Genomic DNA, 15,801 nt, shown 5'->3' on the forward strand with positions numbered 1-15,801 from the left:
TCAAATACGCCAAAGCAACTCACGGTCCACGTAGTGTCTTTACCGGCACTTATGGCTGGAAGAGCGCTGGCAAAATCCATAACAGCCGCAGCCTGTTGCGCCGTCTGATCAACCGCGGCCTGCAAATGCCAAACGTGACTCACACAGGCGACTACTCAACCGGCGCCTCTCAGGTGATCATGCCGCATGTTATGGGCACGCTGGAAGTCTACGAACAGCAGACAGTCTGGCCCGTTGTTGTCGACAACACAGAAGTACTGGTCGTTTGGGGTGCAGACCCAATCAAGACCAACCAGATCGACTGGCTGATCGCAGATCATGACAGCTACACCTACCTTGAAGAATTCAAGAAGACCGGCAAAAAAGTCATCTGTATCGACCCACTGAAATCCAAAACCGCAGAGTTCATGGATGCAGAATGGGTGCAGGTCAAACCACAAACCGATGTGGCTTTGATGCTCGGCATGGCACACACACTCTTTGTTGAAGAGCTGTACGATGTCGACTTCATGGACGAGTACACCGCAGGTTTCGAAAAGTTCCTGCCATATCTGACTGGTGAGACAGATCAGACACCAAAATCAGCTGAATGGGCCTCAGAAATCTGCGGTGTCCCAGCAGATAAGATCAAGGAACTGGCACGCCTGTTCATGGGCAATCGCACTATGCTCACCAGCGGCTGGTCCCTGCAACGTCAGCACCACGGCGAACAACCACATTGGATGCTGGTCACACTGGCTTCCATGCTCGGTCAGATCGGTCTGCCAGGCGGCGGTTTCGGCCTCTCCTATCACTACTCCAACGGCGGTACCCCAACCTCTGACGGTCCTGCCCTATCCGGCATGAACGATGGCGGCGCAATGGAAGGCTCTGTCTCCATTCCAGTGGCACGTGTTGTTGAAATGCTAGAGCGTCCGGGCGAAGAATACGACTTCAACGGCACCCGCTATACCTTCCCAGATATCAAGATTGCTTACTGGGCTGGCGGCAACCCATTCCATCACCATCAAGACCGTAACCGCATGATCAAGGCCTGGCAGAAACTGGAAACAGTGATCGTTCAGGACTACCAGTGGACAGCAACAGCACGCTTCGCAGACATCGTTCTTCCGGCAGCGTCTGCCTATGAGCGCAATGACATCGAAGCAATGGGCTCTTATTCCAACAAAGCAACTGTAGCGATGAAGAAGATCGTTGATCCGGTCTTTGAAGCACGCAGTGAATACGACATCTTTGTTGATCTGGCAGACCGCCTTGGCAACAAAGATGCCTACACAGATGGTCGTGACGAAATGGACTGGGTCCGTCACTACTACGAACAGGCTCAAAAACAGGCAGCAAGTAAAAACCTTGAAATGCCTGAGTTCGAGAAGTTCTGGGAAGACGGCATCATCGTTCATCCGGTCTCACAAGCAGCGAAGGAATATGTCCGCTACGCCGACTTCCGCGAAGATCCTCTTCTGGAACCGTTGGGCACACCAACTGGTAAGATCGAGATTTACTCCAAGAACATCGAGAAAATGGGTTACGATGACTGTCCTCCACACCCAATGTGGATGGAACCGCTCGAACGCCTCGATGGTCCGGATGCTAAGTTCCCGGTTCACGTCAACACAGGTCATCCAAACGATCGCTTGCACTCTCAGCTCTGCGGAACAGTCCTTCGTGAAGGCTATGCAGTTGCAGACCGCGAGCCATGCATGATCAACCCGAAAGACGCAGAAGCTCGTGGCATCAAGTCCGGTGATGTCATCCGCATCTTCAATGATCGTGGCCAGACACTGGCTGGCGCAATCGTCAGCGAGGACATCATGCCAAGCGTCATTCGCCTTTACGAAGGTGCTTGGTACGATCCTGTCGAAGGCGGCAAAGTCGGCAGTCTCTGCGCCTATGGTGACGTTAACACCCTTACACCAGACCTTGGCACCTCCAAGCTGGCACAGGGCAACTGCGGTCACACCGTCATCGCAGACTTTGAGAAAGTTGAGGGTGAACTGCCAGAAGTCAAAGTCTTCACCGCTCCAAAGAACGGATAAATCGGGAACCAACTAAACACCGAAAAGGGCTGCCACACGCAGCCCTTTTTTTGGCACAACCCCAGCATTTTAGTCGATGTTTAGAGCCGTCTATCAGCCTTCAATAACTGCCATCACATAGCATTCAGGCTAGAAAACACCAGTATGCTAGAACCATCTATGAATTAGTCTTGCGGGGAAATGATGACAGAAAAACAACAGAATACATCAGCCCATACCAAGGAAAAAATGGCGCGGCGCTATGACGACGATCATGAGCACAAGCATGATAAAGATCGACAGGAGTATGAGCGCGGCCAGAAAAGCCATCCGGAAACCCAGCATGGTGGAGATCCGGAGGGCCACAAACACCCACACAAGCACCGCCCAGGCAAAAGTCATTCGGACAACGGCCACCACCACGCAAAAATGCATGACCACAAAGAGCACACCAGAGAGCATCACAAAAAAGACGAGCATTAATCTCTGGCTATAGGCTCTCACAAAAACACCCCGACCATTTTTGATCGGGGTGTTTTTATTTCTCAGACTGTTAGCTGTATCAGCTACCCAGCAGACCGTTCAGTATCTCCCAGGCACCGGCCAACGGAGCCATAAACCGCGTGGCCAAGGTCAAAAAATTCAACCAAACTAATACAGCAAAGTAGTTCAACCATCCACCAAGCATCACCCAGATAACAGCCAATGGAGCCACGATCCGCATGATCCATGTGAAGGCCCCCATCCACTTGAAGGTCAAAGAACCGTCGTTGCTCAACTCTTTGCCCATCTTCTCAAGCACAACCCAGCCAGCAAACAGCGAAGTTAAAATACCGCCGATTGGCAGGGTGTAGTTGTCAACCGCATAGACCATCAGGTCAAAGAAGTTCATGCCGAACAGCTTGTACTCGCCCCAGACACCCAGAGCCAGTGAACATGGCACGCCGATCAGAAAGATCACAATGCCCACCACAATAGCAGACCACTTGCGCTCAATGCCGTATTCCTCTGCAAAGTAAGCCACCGGAATAGCCAACAAAGAGATGGAAGAGGTCAGAGCTGCAATCAAAAGCATGGCAAAGAAGATAATCTGGAACAGATAGCCACCAATCATCTCGCCAAACACAGCTGGCAGAGTGATGAAGGTGAGGCCCGGACCAGCACCTGGATCCATGCCGAAAGCAAACACAGCTGGCAGAACCAGCAGGCCACCCAGCACACCAACCAGCGCCGCTAGGAAAACCACCCAGCAAGACGCATTCGGAATGTCTGCATCCTTATCCAGATAAGAACCGTAGGTGATCATCGCGCCCATACCCAGCGACAGGCTGAAGAACGCCTGACCAAGAGCTGCACGCAGCATCTCGCCATTCACCTGCGACCAGTCAGGGACGAGGAAGAACTCAATACCTTCCCAGGCACCCGGCAGGGTCACACTGCGCACCACCAGAACCATTAGCAGAATAAACAGCAATGGCATCAGGACTTTAACGGAACGCTCAATACCTTGAGCAACACCTGCAATCACGATCCCCATGGTCAACACCATGAACACACCGTGATAGAAGATTGGCTCCCATACAGCAGAGACCAACCCGCCAAACTGGGCTTCCAGAAGCTCAGGCTGTGCAGATTCAATGGTCCCAGCGATGCTCTTCACCAGATACGCGATCGTCCAGCCACCAACAACGGAGTAGAAGGATAGGATCAGGAACCCCGTGATCACTCCAATCACACCCGTAACTGACCACAAGCGGCCACCCAGCGCGCGGAATGCACCAACAGGGTTCATCTTCGCTGAACGACCAATAGCAATCTCTGCCATGATCAGCGCTGCGCCGATAGTCGCCATGATGACAAGATAGACCACCAGAAAGGCGCCACCGCCCTGTGTGCCTGCCAGGTATGGGAATTTCCAGATGTTACCAAGACCGACCGCAGACCCTGCAGCAGCCATAATGAAGCCGAAGCGGCTTCCCCATTGCTCACGTTTCATTTTTTGTTATTGCCAATCAACATGTGATGGTTTGTTTCAATCAAGCGCAAAAGCTTGAAATGAATTCGTTGTTCCAGCTCTTTTGATGAAATCTTTAGCCTTGTTGACCTGACAGATTGTCGCAGGTAATTTCCCTTACCTCAAAAAATATGCGTTTTTGACAGCTGCACTTAATGGGCGAATTCAAAATATAGTCACATACGCCCATAATTCGCCATCAAACAACGAAACTAACTATAAAATACATATATATTGGTTGATCATACCATTTATTACGTTAACCAAGCGACAGCAACGCAACTTCCTGCCACCACATGCAGCCCACAAGTTTTTTCGTCGCAGGTTCTGCTCACGCACCGCACCAACACAGTTCAGACACAAAAAAGCACCGCTCAAACGGTGCTTCTTTCTCTCGTTGGGACGGTGATAAGGCCTTATTCCTGAGGCCAACGTCCCCTTACACTGCGATACCTGGCCTGCTTTTCCTCGTCCAGACATACCATCTCACGCGGCAATCTGGCATTCATGGAATGCACCCAATAGCGCTTCAGCTGCCTCAACATAACCCTGTTCCTTATCAAGACCATCTCGGGTGAAGGGACTATGCCCAACAGGTACATTCTCCTCCCTCTTCCGGCCCAGATTAAGTCAAACTACGGATGACCATAAAACAGCATTAAAAAAGGCCACCAAAACTGGCGGCCTTTTCATTGTTTTTGAGTGAAGCTTTATGCTCCGAAGATGGAATGGACCATCACCCAGATGATCGCAAGCGGTGCAACCACACGGCACATCCACTTCCATGCTGTCAGATAGGCAAACGGACGTTCACCGTTATTGGTCACTTCCGCAGCAAACTTGTCATAGCTCACCCAACCAGCAACCAGACAGGTCGCAATCGCGCCAAGTGGCAGGAAGTAGTTGTCAGTGAGGTAGCCAAGGAATTCGAAGAAATTCAGCTCGAAGAATGTGATATCACCCCACACGCCTAGCGCCAGAGAACTTGGAACACCAAACAGGAAGATCACAATGCCAACCCAGATGGTGGCCGCCTTACGACCAACATTGAACTCTTCGCAAATGAACGCAACCACGACCTGCAGCAAGGAGATTGCTGAGGTGATCGCAGCCACAAACAGCAGCACGAAGAAACAAAGCTGAATAAACATGCCAAATGGCAGTTCAGCAAAGATCGCTGGCAGTGTGATGAAGGTCAATCCCGGGCCTGCAGCCGGATCCATGTTGAACGCGAACACAGCTGGCAAAATAAGGAAACCAGCCAGAACCGCGACCAGAAGATCAAGACCAACGACCCATAGCGATGCGTTTGGAATGCTCTCTTTGTTACCCAGATAAGAACCATAGGTGATCAAAGCACCCATACCCAGAGACAGCGTGAAGAACGCTTGCCCCAGAGCTGCGGCAACCATGTCTGCATTTAGGTGAGACCAATCAGGAACGAGGAAGTACTCAACACCTGCCATTGCCCCATCAAGGGTTAGAGAACGAATTACCAATAGCCCCAGCAGGATAAACAGGAGAGGCATCATGATCTTCGATGCCTTTTCAATGCCGCCGGTAATACCGTTGATCACAATCAGTACGCCAATCGCCATAAAGGCTGCGTGATAAATGATCGGCTCAACCGCGTTTGACACAAGAGCATCAAAGTGTCCCTTAAACTCCGCATCGGAGTAACCAGAAAATGCACCGGTGATTGTCTTAACCACGTAGGCGATGGTCCAGCCACCAACAACGGAATAAAACGAGAGAATAAGAAACGCGGTCAAAACCGCCATGAGACCAAAAATTGACCAGCCTGCGCCGCCAACACGTTTAAACGCGCTGAATGGATTGGCCTGAGCCTGACGGCCCAGCGCAATCTCTGCGATCATCACGCACAAACCAATCGCGATCAAAAACGCAACATAGACAATGAGGAACGCCCCGCCGCCTTGCGCGCCAACTAAATATGGAAATTTCCAGATATTACCTAATCCAACCGCTGAACCTGCAGCAGCCAGAATGAAGCCGATACGACTTCCCCAATGCTCTCGTTGCATGTGACCTGAGCCATTCTTGTTGATTTTGCTTAAGTGTATTTTTGAAATCAACTTTCACAAGTTGCCCGATTCTAGCAATATAACGCTAGAGATACACCCCTTTTATGCAACAGAGTTTCTCATATATGACCATCAGGTGTCACGATACCTATAAAAGTGTAATACTGATTACTACGCGGCATTTGGTGAGATTAACTCAACAAGATAAGTAGTATTGATTACTTTAGGCATGCAGCAATCAATACTACCAGTGATATATCTTATACTCAATTACACTTAGCACAAGAGTTCGGCCACAGTGTCGTATTGCAAAGAGACTGGATGTTGCTGACAATTGCATCCGCACCAACAGCTTTTGCACTCTGACAAGCACCGTTTGCATTGCCCACGGACAACTTGCCATTAGAGACCACAGACAGCGGAAAACTCATGTTGGTGCGTTGATAAACCAGCGAGTTCTGACCGCACTTGATCATCGGCATTGGGCCGTCTGCATTGCTTCCATCCGCATACAGCACATCACCGCGATTACAGTACTGTGTCATGGGCGGAGTAACCTGGTTGGAACTCCCCTGAGCATAGCCTTCAGAGGCAACCATGAAAGGAACAGCCAATAGAAGGCCGAGACACAAAAAGTTACGCATTTTTCTTCCTTCTTGTTTGGTCCCACCCCTACAAAATCATGGCAGGACACTGATAAGGACGAAACATCCGCACAGATGTGAAAGAAAAGGCTGCTGAGCCAAACCCAGCAGCCTTGTAATATGTATCAATATCGAACTGGCTTGTGAGCTAACACGCAAGCCCCGCCTACTCAGCAGGCTCTAGCGTAGAAGTTTGCGCCGTCACCGCTTTTCGAGCCTCATCATACTCTGACGACAACCGAGCAACCAGATCACCAGTGCTGCCAATGGTTTTCACCGCGCCAATGCCCTGGCCGCAGCCCCAGATCTCTTTCCAGCTCTTCGGCTTACCCTTGTCAGCACTGTGAAAGTCCATGGTCTTCAGATCGCCTTCTGGCAGATTACTGGGATCCATGCCTGCTTGCTCAATGGATGGCTTCAGATAGTTGCCATGCACACCGGTAAACAGATTGGAATACACGATATCCTCTGCACCGCTATCAACGATCATCTGCTTATAGGCCTGCTGAGCATTCGCTTCCTCAGTCGCAATAAAGGCGGACCCGATGTAAGCCAGATCAGCACCCATCACCTGTGATGCAAGAATAGACTTGCCAGTACTGATACTGCCTGAAAGCAGAAGCGGGCCATCATACCACTCACGGATTTCCTGAATAAGCGCAAACGGTGATGTTGTACCTGCATGGCCACCAGCACCAGCAGCAACAGCAATCAGACCATCAGCACCCTTCTCAACCGCCTTATGCGCATGGTTGTTGGTAATGATGTCATGCAGCACGATGCCGCCGTAAGAATGAACCGCATCAAACACCTCTGGGCGCGCACCAAGAGAGGTAATCACGATTGGCACCTTGTACTTCACGCAAAGCTCAACATCATGCTGCAGACGATCATTGGAGCGATGCACAATCTGGTTTACAGCAAACGGAGCTGACGGTTTGTCAGGATTAGCCGCATCATAAGCTGCCAGCTCTTCTGTAATCTGGATCAACCACTCTTCCAGCTTTTCCTGCGGGCGAGCATTAAGCGCCGGAAAGGAACCAACAATCCCTGCCTTACACTGTGCAATCACCAGGTCTGGATTGCTGATGATAAACAAAGGACTGCCAACAACTGGCAGGCGCAACTTATTCTTCAAAATATCCGGCAAAGCCATTTCAAACACACTCCCTTACAATTCAATCTGCTGCCTGTTTGATCTCAATATCAGGCGGCATCACCTCTCCGGCGCTTCAACCTCTCCTGAATGTCCTGCATCATCTCGCCACTCTGGTCATCAACCAGTGCCAGAACATCCCGGGCACTCAATTCTCTATAGTCTTGCGAAAGCACACGCACATCACGCACGGGCTCTCCGCTTTGCTTGTCCAGCAGTTCCAGCCTCGGCCCACCTTCACGGGCTTCCCAGCGCTCACTCCATTGGTGCAGCGCAATCATCACCGGGTAAAAGTCCATGCCCTTCTCGGTGAGCAGATAGACCGTTCCGCGCTTGTCCTGCTGGTCTTGCTCCTTACGCAGCAAACCCGCTTGCACCAGACGCCGCAAACGATCTGTCAGTACACTAGTGGAGATCTGCAAATGCCCCTGAAAGTCATCAAAGCGCTTGATGCCCTGAAACTGACATCTCAGGATAAGCAGGATCCATGGATCACCCATCTGCTCGATCGCTTGAGCAACCGCGCAGTCAACACCTGCAAAGCTTCGTCTCGCTCCACTCATTCCCGGCTCCGGCACTTTCAATTTAACTTCGTTTAAAGAAGCTATTTCCAGTTTACCTAATGGGCAACCTAGCTCTTTGGCCTAGTCTTCAACCGAACCACTGAGTCCTTTTCAAAACCTCTGCACAACACCAAAATCGCTCTGGATTGCCGCATCCAGACGGTCCGCATCAAGTTGTCCCCAGCCCTGCCAAACTTTTTTCAAGCTAAGTTTCGCTCACCGAAACCACCCGAAACCCTCTTTCCGAAAAACCCTGTGTTTCGGTTTCCAAAACCGATTTCGGACTTAACAAAACCGATTTTGTTGACTTCCAAAATCGGTTTTGTAAGCATCATCGATGAAATCAGATCATGAATGGGAGCGATCTGATGACAACCTATTGGGTGGGAATTCTGTGAGCATCACTGACCAGAATGTGCAACAGAGAAAATCTGTGACCATTGGAGACGTGGCACGCCATGTAGGCGTTGCAAAGGGCACCGTGTCCCGCGTCCTGAACAATTACACGGACATTTCCAAAGCAACTCGCGAGCGTGTCCTCAAAGCAGTCGAAGAGCTGGGCTATCGCCCCTCCTCCACAGCACGTAATCTTAAGCGTGGCCGTGTCGACACCTTCGGCATCGTACTGCCGCTCATGCCTGGCAAAGGAGCTGATCCGTTCCTCGCCGAGTTTCTGGACGGCATGACCCGGGCACTCAACGCAGTCGATAAAGACCTGCTGGTGACAACGGCAAGCTCCATGGATGATGCTGTGCTGGCAATCCGCCGCCTCATCTCCTCGCAAAAGGTCGATGGCTTCGTTCTTACCAGAACAGCCACCAACGACCCACGCGTGGACTATCTATTGGACCGGGGTTTTCCGTTTGTCAGCCATGGCCGTACAGCCCGCGAAGGCGAACACCCGTGGTTCGACATCGACAACCACGCCGCGTTCTATTCAGCAGCCAGAAAGGTCATTGCGCAAGGTCACACCCGTATCGCGCTGGTGATGTCTAATCCGCAAATGAACTTCAGCCGCCTGCGTATTGAAGGGTTCCAACAAGGCTTGGAAGAGGCCGGTCTGTCTTTTGAAGAGCAGTTGATCGTCGAAACATCCTTGGATGAACCGGGCGGGGAGCAGGCAGCGCTTCAACTCCTGCATCAGGACCGTCCGCCAACAGCTATCATCTGCATGACCGATGCCATTGCCATCGGCGTCACCAAGATCATTCGCCGCCATGGTTTGACAATTGGTGAGGACGTCACAGTCATTGGTTACGATGGCCTGCCTGTGTGCGAGCATTTCGACCCGCCGCTTACCAGCTTCGCTCAGGAACCAGTCCTTGCAGGCAGTACGCTGGCAGAACTTCTCACAAAAGCAATCAGCGGCCAGCCAGCACGGGAGCTGCAGGTACTGGCCGAAGCAAGACTTATTCAGCGTGGCTCTGATGGTCCGCCACGTAAAACACCTGAGGAGCTGAAAGCTCACCTCAGCGCATACTTCGCAACCGCATAATGGAGGAAATTATGTTCGGGAGGAACATTCTAAGAACGACAGCCCTTGTTGGCACGCTTGCATTTGCAATGAGTGCTGCACAGGCTGAAGCGCTGCGCTTCTGGACCACAGAAGAGCAGCCTGCACGTCTTGCCAAGCAGGAAGCAATGGCAAAGGCGTTTACCGAGAAGACCGGCATTGAAGTCAATGTCATTCCGGTAACCGAAAAAGACATGGGCACCCGCGCAACAGCAGCTTATGCAGCCGGCGATCTGCCTGACGTCATCTATCATCCGCTGATCCACGTTCTGCCATGGGCAGAAGCGGGCATCATCGACACCGATGCAGCAACCGAAGTCATCGAAGATCTGGAAGAAAGCACCTTCGCATCCGGCGCTCTGAACATGGCAGCTCTGCCTGATGGCTACGCAGCTGTTCCGGTGGATGGCTGGACCCAGATGATCGTCTACCGCAAGGACCTGTTTGACGCTGCCGGTCTGGAAGCACCAAACACATACGAATCCATCCTCACCGCCCTTGAAAAACTGCACAATCCGCCAGAGCAGTTCGGCTTTGTGGCTGCAACAAAGATCGACGAAAGCTTCATGAGTCAGCTGCTGGAACATGTGCTTCTGGCAAACGGTGCAACTCCGGTTGACGAAAACGGCTTCAAAGGCTTTGACGAGAAGAAGCTGGCAGAAGCTCTGACTTTCTACAAAGCATTGGCAAAAGCCTCCCCTCCAGGCGATCTGTACTGGAAACAGTCCCGCGAGTTGTACTTCGCTGGCAAGGCAGCCATGATCATCTGGTCTCCGTTCATTCTGGACGAGCTGGCAGGCCTGCGTGACAGCGCACCGCCAACCATCAACGGAGACCCAACCTCCAAAGAACTGGCAGGTAAAACCGGTGTTGTAACCACCTTGTCCGGTCCATCCAACAAGACCGGTGCAGCATGGGGCGACATTCGTTACTTCTCCATCACCAACGATGCTGACACAGAAGCTGCACAGCAGTTCGTGGAGTACTCCATGAATGATGGCTATCTGGCGACCCTGTCCATCGCACCAGAAGGCAAATTCCCTGTCCGCCGCGGCAATGCGGAAGACAAAGAAGCCTTCATCAAAGGCTGGGCAACCCTGCCAGTGGGTGTGGACCGCAAAGCACCGCTCACAGAGCTCTATCCGGCTGAGACAATCACCCAGATTGTAGAAGGTCTGGACACAGCCAGCCGTTGGGGAGTGAAGGAAGGCCAGCTCAGCCTTGCCTCCAAGATCCTGAACTCCATGGCCATCAACCGCTACACCCGCGAGTTCATTGATGACGAACTCTCTGCAGAAGAAGCGGTCACTAAGATCAATCAGGAACTTGCCAAGATCAAGTAAGGCCTGATGCCACGATCTCAGCCCGCAGGCCTCGTGTCTGCGGGCTCTCAACCCACCAAAACCACCGTGATATCAGGAGCACAGCGCAATGAGCGCCATAGCCGATCAGGCCGGAAAATCTGTTAGCACAGCGGGTGAAAGCGTGAGCCAGCCGCCCAAAGGCGCAGGCCCCATGCAAAAGCGGGAAGCACGCCTTGCCTACACCATGCTGGCACCCACGTTTCTGATCATCCTCGCAATTGTTCTCGGACCTCTGGTCGCCAACTTCTGGATCAGCTTCAAGCCCGTGGAGCTGGGCGATCTGCGCGCTCCGAAAGTCCTCATCAACGAACGCGTCAAAGGCAAACCAAAGCAGGCAGGCGATCCGGCAACGCTGGAGTACCGCGTCAGAAACTCCTCCCAGAAAAACTCCATCGCAAACGCAGGCTTTACCGACATCCTCCCACCCGGTTTCACCGCGCTAAAGCTGCCGGATGCCTGCTCTATCAATGGGATCAACATACAGTGCGACCTTGGCACGCTTGAGGGCAAAGCCCGCGAAAAACTGGTCATTTCAGGCACAGTCTCTAACGAATACCTTGCTTTGAGAAAGCCGGAGAAAGCCAGCAAGCCTGTTTCCTACGGCGATGCTGACAGTGTGCTCACCAACGGCACGTTCACGCTCGATAACTTCCGCCGTGTGTTTGACAGTGACGAGTTCTGGAGCGTTCTGCGTGTCACGTTCTATTACACCATCTTCGGCACAGTTGGCGCACTGGTCCTCGGCCTGTTTGCAGCCCAGCTCCTCAACACCTCCTTCAAGGGCAGAGGCATTCTGCGCGGGCTGTTCCTGTTCCCCTACGTATCTCCGGTGATCGCTGTCGCCTTCACCTGGGTCGTGCTGCTGGATCCGTTCTCTGGAACCCTGAACGCCCTGCTCACCAAAATGGGTGTTCTCGCAGAACCGGTAAACTTCTTCGGCCAGCGCACAGTGGACCTGCATCTGTTCGGAACCTCCTTCGAATTCCCTCTGGCGCTCTCAACTGTCATCGCGTTTGAAGCATGGCGTTATTTCCCGCTGTCCTTCCTCTTCATTCTGGCGCGCATGCAATCCGTTTCAACAGACATCTATGAGGCAGCTGAAATGGACGGTGCCACCCCAATGCAGCAGTTCTGGTACATCTCCCTGCCACAACTCATGGGCATCCTTTCCGTCCTCTTCCTGCTGCGCTTCATCTGGACCTTCAACAAGTTCGACGACATCTTCCTGCTCACTGGTGGTAACGCCGGAACCCGCACCCTGACCGTAGATGTGTACGAGCAAGGCTTTGCCCTTTCCAATCTGGGTGCAGGCGCTGCCGTTGCCGTGGTCGTCTTTGTTGTTCTCGTCACCTTCGCCACCTTGTTCATCCGCTTTTCCACCAAGGAGGAAGGGCTATGAGATTGCTCAGTAGCTACGTTCTTGCCGGCCTAAGCGGCGCCGTCTGGGGCTTCCTCTCCATGATCGTGATTGGTGTCACTCTGACACTCATCACCGGAGAGCTCGTCATTCCACAAGTGGGCGCCGCCGTCCTTGCCTCCGCGCTGGGCGCTCTCTTCACTCATCTGTGGGAGAGTAAAACCGCCAGTGTGGGACGGAAATACGCCCCTGCCGCCATCATCCTGCTGGCTCTGCTCGCAGCAACATTTGGTGCGCCGTTTGCCCTGCCGCTTTCCGTAGAACCGCTCTGGCAGCTCATCGCACTGGTTTCCTTTGTAGCCATAATGTTCTGGGCCAATCGACAGACACTGGCAGGCACGCCAAAGGGCAACCTCACGCGATATGAGAAAGAAGTCGTCTTCCTGCGTGTTGCAAAAGGCTTTGGCTTCGTCATATTCACCGTCATGGTTGCCCTGCCATTCTACGTCATGGTCATGACCAGCTTAAAGAGCCAACAACAACTGCTCGGCAACCCGCTGGATCTGTCCATTGATATGTCAGGCGGCATCTCCGGCATGTTCCGCTCTTATGTGGAGCTGTTCACCCAGTTCAACTTCGGCACCTATCTGACAGTCTCTGCCATTGTTTCAGTAGCAACTGTCATCCTGACCCTACTGTTCTCAGTCCCGGGAGCTTACGCAGTCTCTCGTCTGAACTTTCCAGGTCGCTCCTGGATGTCCCGCTCCGTACTGCTCATCTATATGGTGCCGGCCATTGTTCTGGTCATACCGCTTTACGCTGTCTTCTCTCAGCTGGGTCTGCGCAACTCACTGACTGGCCTGCTCATCGTCTATCCGGCAACCACCATTCCGGTCGCCCTTTACATGCTGCAAGGCTATTTCAAAGGCCTGCCTGCTGAGTTGGAAGAAGCTGGCCTAATGGATGGTCTCAGCCGTCTGGGTGTGATCCTCAAAATCACCCTACCGCTGTCCTTACCAGCACTGGCATCCGTATCCCTTTACGTCTTCATGATTGCGTGGAACGAATTCCTCTTCGCCTTCATGTTCCTGGATGATCCGGACATCTTCACCCTCTCGCGCGGAGTCGTGTCCCTCAACTCTTCAGAAGTCCCCCGTCAACACTTGATGGCCGGTGCGGTCATCGCAACAGTCCCTGTTCTTGGCATCTTCCTGTGGTTCGAACGCTTCCTCGTTCAGGGCCTCACAGCAGGCAGCGTCAAAGGCTAAGCGGCACTGTCAAAAAGAAAAAACATCGGAGTATCTACTATGTCCGCACAACTCGACAATCAGGCCATTTCCATCCTCAAGGAAAATGATCTGGGCGGCTATACCATCCCGACCAAAGGCCTCTACCCATACCAGTGGAACTGGGACAGCGCTTTCGTCGCCCTCGGCTTTGCAACGTTCAACATGGAGCGCGCATGGGAAGAGATTGAACTGCTCTTTGAAGGCCAGTGGGATGACGGCATGGTTCCGCACATCATCTTCCGTAAGGATGACCCGAGCTACTTCCCGGGCCCATCCGTCTGGGGCACCACAAACCCGAAAATCCCAACCTCCGGCCACTCTCAGCCACCTGTGGCAGCAACCGTTGTTCGCCGCTTGTTTGAGCAGGACACCTCACAAGCTGGCATCGAGAAAATCAAAACCCTCTTCCCGAAATTACTGGCATGGCATCGCTGGTATCACACCTACCGTGACCCGGAAGGTCACGGCGTCATCGCAATCATGCACCCATGGGAATCTGGCCGCGACAACCTGCCAGACTGGGACAACGCGGCAAGCCACGTCGATATCTCTGATATTGGTGAGTACACCCGTAAAGACACATCCCACGTCAATCCGGAGATGCGCCCAAAGAAGATCGACTATGACCGTTATCTGGCAATCGTGAAGTTTGGCCGTGACAACAACTGGGATCCAAAGATCGTTGCAGACCAGTGCCCGTTCTTTGTGGCTGACCCGGGCAACACCTTCATCCTGTTGCGCGCAGACCGTGACCTGCTGGCCATGGCCGAAGCGCTGGGAGAAACAGACGCAGCCGAAGAACTGAAGGGCTGGATTGCGCTGACGGAAAAAGGCGTGGCCAAGCTCTGGAATGAAGAAAAACAAGCCTTCTGCACTTACGATCTGCGCAATGACGTTCTGGGAGACGGCATCTCCAGCGCCTCCTTCCTCGCACCATATGCAGGCATTCGCGAAGAGAAGTACATCAACCCAACACGTAAGCATTTCGACCGTATCGCGGCAAAGGTCAACTACACCATGCCAAGCTACGATCCGGATCATCCGCTGTTTGAAAGCATGCGCTACTGGCGTGGTCCGGTCTGGGGCATCATCAACTACCTCATCGCAACTGGCTTTGCTGATATGGGCGACACAGCACGCGCTGAGCGCCTGCGCACAGACACTGTTTCGCTGATCGAAAAGAGTGATTTTGCGGAATACTTTGATCCAATCACTGGCGAAGGTGCTGGCGGCAACTCCTTCTCATGGACATCCGCCATCTGGCTCACATGGGCCACACCAAGCCTGACCGCTAAAGCAGCCTGAGGAGGAACGGAAGAATGGGAGCTATTCGCCTTGAGGGTGTCGAAAAATGGTTTGGGGATCTTCAGGTCATCAAAGGGATTGATCTTGAGATCGATCACGGGGAGTTCGTCATCTTTGTTGGCCCCTCTGGCTGCGGCAAGTCCACACTTCTGCGGGTGATCTCCGGTCTGGAAGAAGCCAGCCGTGGCACCGTACACATTGATGGCAAGGACGTCACCGCTCTGCCACCGGCCGGGCGTGGACTCTCTATGGTGTTTCAGAGTTATGCGCTCTACCCACATATGAGCGTGCGCGAAAACATGGGCTTTGCTCTGAAAACTGCAGGCGCTCCAAAAGCTGAGATCGAGGCCAAAGTTAACAAGGCAGCCGAAGTTCTTCAGCTGGAAGAATATCTGGATCGCCGCCCTAAGGCGCTCTCTGGTGGTCAACGCCAGCGCGTTGCCATTGGCCGGTCCATCGTCCGTGATCCAGCTGCCTTCCTGTTTGACGAGCCGCTCTCCAACCTCGATGCAGCCCTGCGTGTTGAAATGCGTTTC

General features: G+C 52.8%; 13 protein-coding genes. 8 read left to right on the forward strand and 5 right to left on the reverse strand.

Going from position 1 to position 15,801, the window contains the following annotated elements; genetic code table 11:
• Together torA and PsW74_RS28490 are read left to right on the forward strand one after the other, a co-directional pair.
• Positions 1 to 2,036 (forward strand): trimethylamine-N-oxide reductase TorA (gene torA, locus PsW74_RS22210; RefSeq protein WP_244277892.1); only part of this gene is annotated, 2,036 nt, incomplete at its 5' end.
• A gap of 183 nt (positions 2,037 to 2,219) precedes the next feature.
• A complete protein-coding gene (locus tag PsW74_RS28490) occupies positions 2,220 to 2,498 on the forward strand; it encodes a hypothetical protein (protein WP_082830673.1) in 279 nt (92 codons plus the stop codon).
• Positions 2,499 to 2,577: 79 nt separating this feature from the next.
• On the opposite strand, the gene PsW74_RS22220 is transcribed toward PsW74_RS28490, so the two are convergent.
• From PsW74_RS22220 to PsW74_RS22245, 5 genes are all read right to left on the reverse strand, one after another.
• Positions 2,578 to 4,011 (reverse strand): sodium-dependent transporter, encoded by a 1,434-nt coding sequence (locus tag PsW74_RS22220; RefSeq protein WP_208986837.1) that lies wholly within the window; start codon positions 4,009 to 4,011, stop codon positions 2,578 to 2,580.
• A gap of 728 nt (positions 4,012 to 4,739) precedes the next feature.
• Positions 4,740 to 6,074 carry a sodium-dependent transporter gene (locus PsW74_RS22230; RefSeq protein ID WP_063289509.1) on the reverse strand — a complete coding sequence of 445 codons (1,335 nt, stop codon included), beginning with the start codon at positions 6,072 to 6,074 and terminating at the stop codon, positions 4,740 to 4,742.
• 266 nt (positions 6,075 to 6,340) lie between these two features.
• Entirely contained in the window at positions 6,341 to 6,718 is a 378-nt protein-coding gene (locus PsW74_RS22235; protein ID WP_057462495.1) for a hypothetical protein, read from the reverse strand.
• Positions 6,719 to 6,884: 166 nt separating this feature from the next.
• Positions 6,885 to 7,874 carry a nitronate monooxygenase family protein gene (locus PsW74_RS22240; protein ID WP_063289510.1) on the reverse strand — a complete coding sequence of 330 codons (990 nt, stop codon included), beginning with the start codon at positions 7,872 to 7,874 and terminating at the stop codon, positions 6,885 to 6,887.
• Between the two features lie 50 nt (positions 7,875 to 7,924).
• A complete protein-coding gene (locus PsW74_RS22245) occupies positions 7,925 to 8,437 on the reverse strand; it encodes a helix-turn-helix domain-containing protein (RefSeq protein WP_057462497.1) in 513 nt (170 codons plus the stop codon).
• A gap of 394 nt (positions 8,438 to 8,831) precedes the next feature.
• Between PsW74_RS22245 and PsW74_RS22250 the strand changes: the two genes are divergently transcribed.
• From PsW74_RS22250 to PsW74_RS29965, 6 genes are all read left to right on the forward strand, one after another.
• Positions 8,832 to 9,932, forward strand: coding sequence for a substrate-binding domain-containing protein (locus tag PsW74_RS22250; RefSeq protein ID WP_063289688.1), 1,101 nt, complete (start codon positions 8,832 to 8,834; stop codon positions 9,930 to 9,932).
• 11 nt (positions 9,933 to 9,943) lie between these two features.
• The gene (locus tag PsW74_RS22255; RefSeq protein ID WP_063289689.1) at positions 9,944 to 11,293 is read left to right on the forward strand and encodes an extracellular solute-binding protein; all 1,350 of its coding nucleotides are present in this window, start codon (positions 9,944 to 9,946) and stop codon (positions 11,291 to 11,293) included.
• A gap of 88 nt (positions 11,294 to 11,381) precedes the next feature.
• Positions 11,382 to 12,713: a sugar ABC transporter permease gene (locus PsW74_RS22260; RefSeq protein WP_063289511.1), complete on the forward strand. Its 1,332-nt coding sequence runs from the start codon at positions 11,382 to 11,384 to the stop codon at positions 12,711 to 12,713.
• Positions 12,710 to 13,939, forward strand: a complete 1,230-nt coding sequence (locus PsW74_RS22265) for a carbohydrate ABC transporter permease (RefSeq protein ID WP_063289512.1) — start codon at positions 12,710 to 12,712, stop codon at positions 13,937 to 13,939. Before PsW74_RS22260 ends, PsW74_RS22265 begins: the two co-directional genes overlap by 4 nt.
• A gap of 39 nt (positions 13,940 to 13,978) precedes the next feature.
• The gene (locus tag PsW74_RS22270; protein WP_063289513.1) at positions 13,979 to 15,265 is read left to right on the forward strand and encodes a trehalase family glycosidase; all 1,287 of its coding nucleotides are present in this window, start codon (positions 13,979 to 13,981) and stop codon (positions 15,263 to 15,265) included.
• 14 nt (positions 15,266 to 15,279) lie between these two features.
• Positions 15,280 to 15,801 (forward strand): ATP-binding cassette domain-containing protein (locus tag PsW74_RS29965; protein ID WP_244277893.1); only part of this gene is annotated, 522 nt, incomplete at its 3' end.

The organism is Pseudovibrio sp. W74, from assembly GCF_001623085.1.
GTDB lineage: Bacteria > Pseudomonadota > Alphaproteobacteria > Rhizobiales > Stappiaceae > Pseudovibrio.

Bases quoted from the DNA above. Each gene is read 5' to 3' on its own strand.
- PsW74_RS22240 (WP_063289510.1), bottom strand. From the start codon at position 7,874: ATGGCTTTGCCGGATATTTTGAAGAATAAGTTGCGCCTGCCAGTTGTT.
- PsW74_RS22220 (WP_208986837.1), bottom strand. From the start codon at position 4,011: ATGAAACGTGAGCAATGGGGAAGCCGCTTCGGCTTCATTATGGCTGCT.
- PsW74_RS22245 (WP_057462497.1), bottom strand. From the start codon at position 8,437: ATGAGTGGAGCGAGACGAAGCTTTGCAGGTGTTGACTGCGCGGTTGCT.
- PsW74_RS22270 (WP_063289513.1), top strand. From the start codon at position 13,979: ATGTCCGCACAACTCGACAATCAGGCCATTTCCATCCTCAAGGAAAAT.
- PsW74_RS22230 (WP_063289509.1), bottom strand. From the start codon at position 6,074: ATGCAACGAGAGCATTGGGGAAGTCGTATCGGCTTCATTCTGGCTGCT.
- PsW74_RS22235 (WP_057462495.1), bottom strand. From the start codon at position 6,718: ATGCGTAACTTTTTGTGTCTCGGCCTTCTATTGGCTGTTCCTTTCATG.
- PsW74_RS28490 (WP_082830673.1), top strand. From the start codon at position 2,220: ATGACAGAAAAACAACAGAATACATCAGCCCATACCAAGGAAAAAATG.
- PsW74_RS22255 (WP_063289689.1), top strand. From the start codon at position 9,944: ATGTTCGGGAGGAACATTCTAAGAACGACAGCCCTTGTTGGCACGCTT.
- PsW74_RS22265 (WP_063289512.1), top strand. From the start codon at position 12,710: ATGAGATTGCTCAGTAGCTACGTTCTTGCCGGCCTAAGCGGCGCCGTC.
- PsW74_RS22260 (WP_063289511.1), top strand. From the start codon at position 11,382: ATGAGCGCCATAGCCGATCAGGCCGGAAAATCTGTTAGCACAGCGGGT.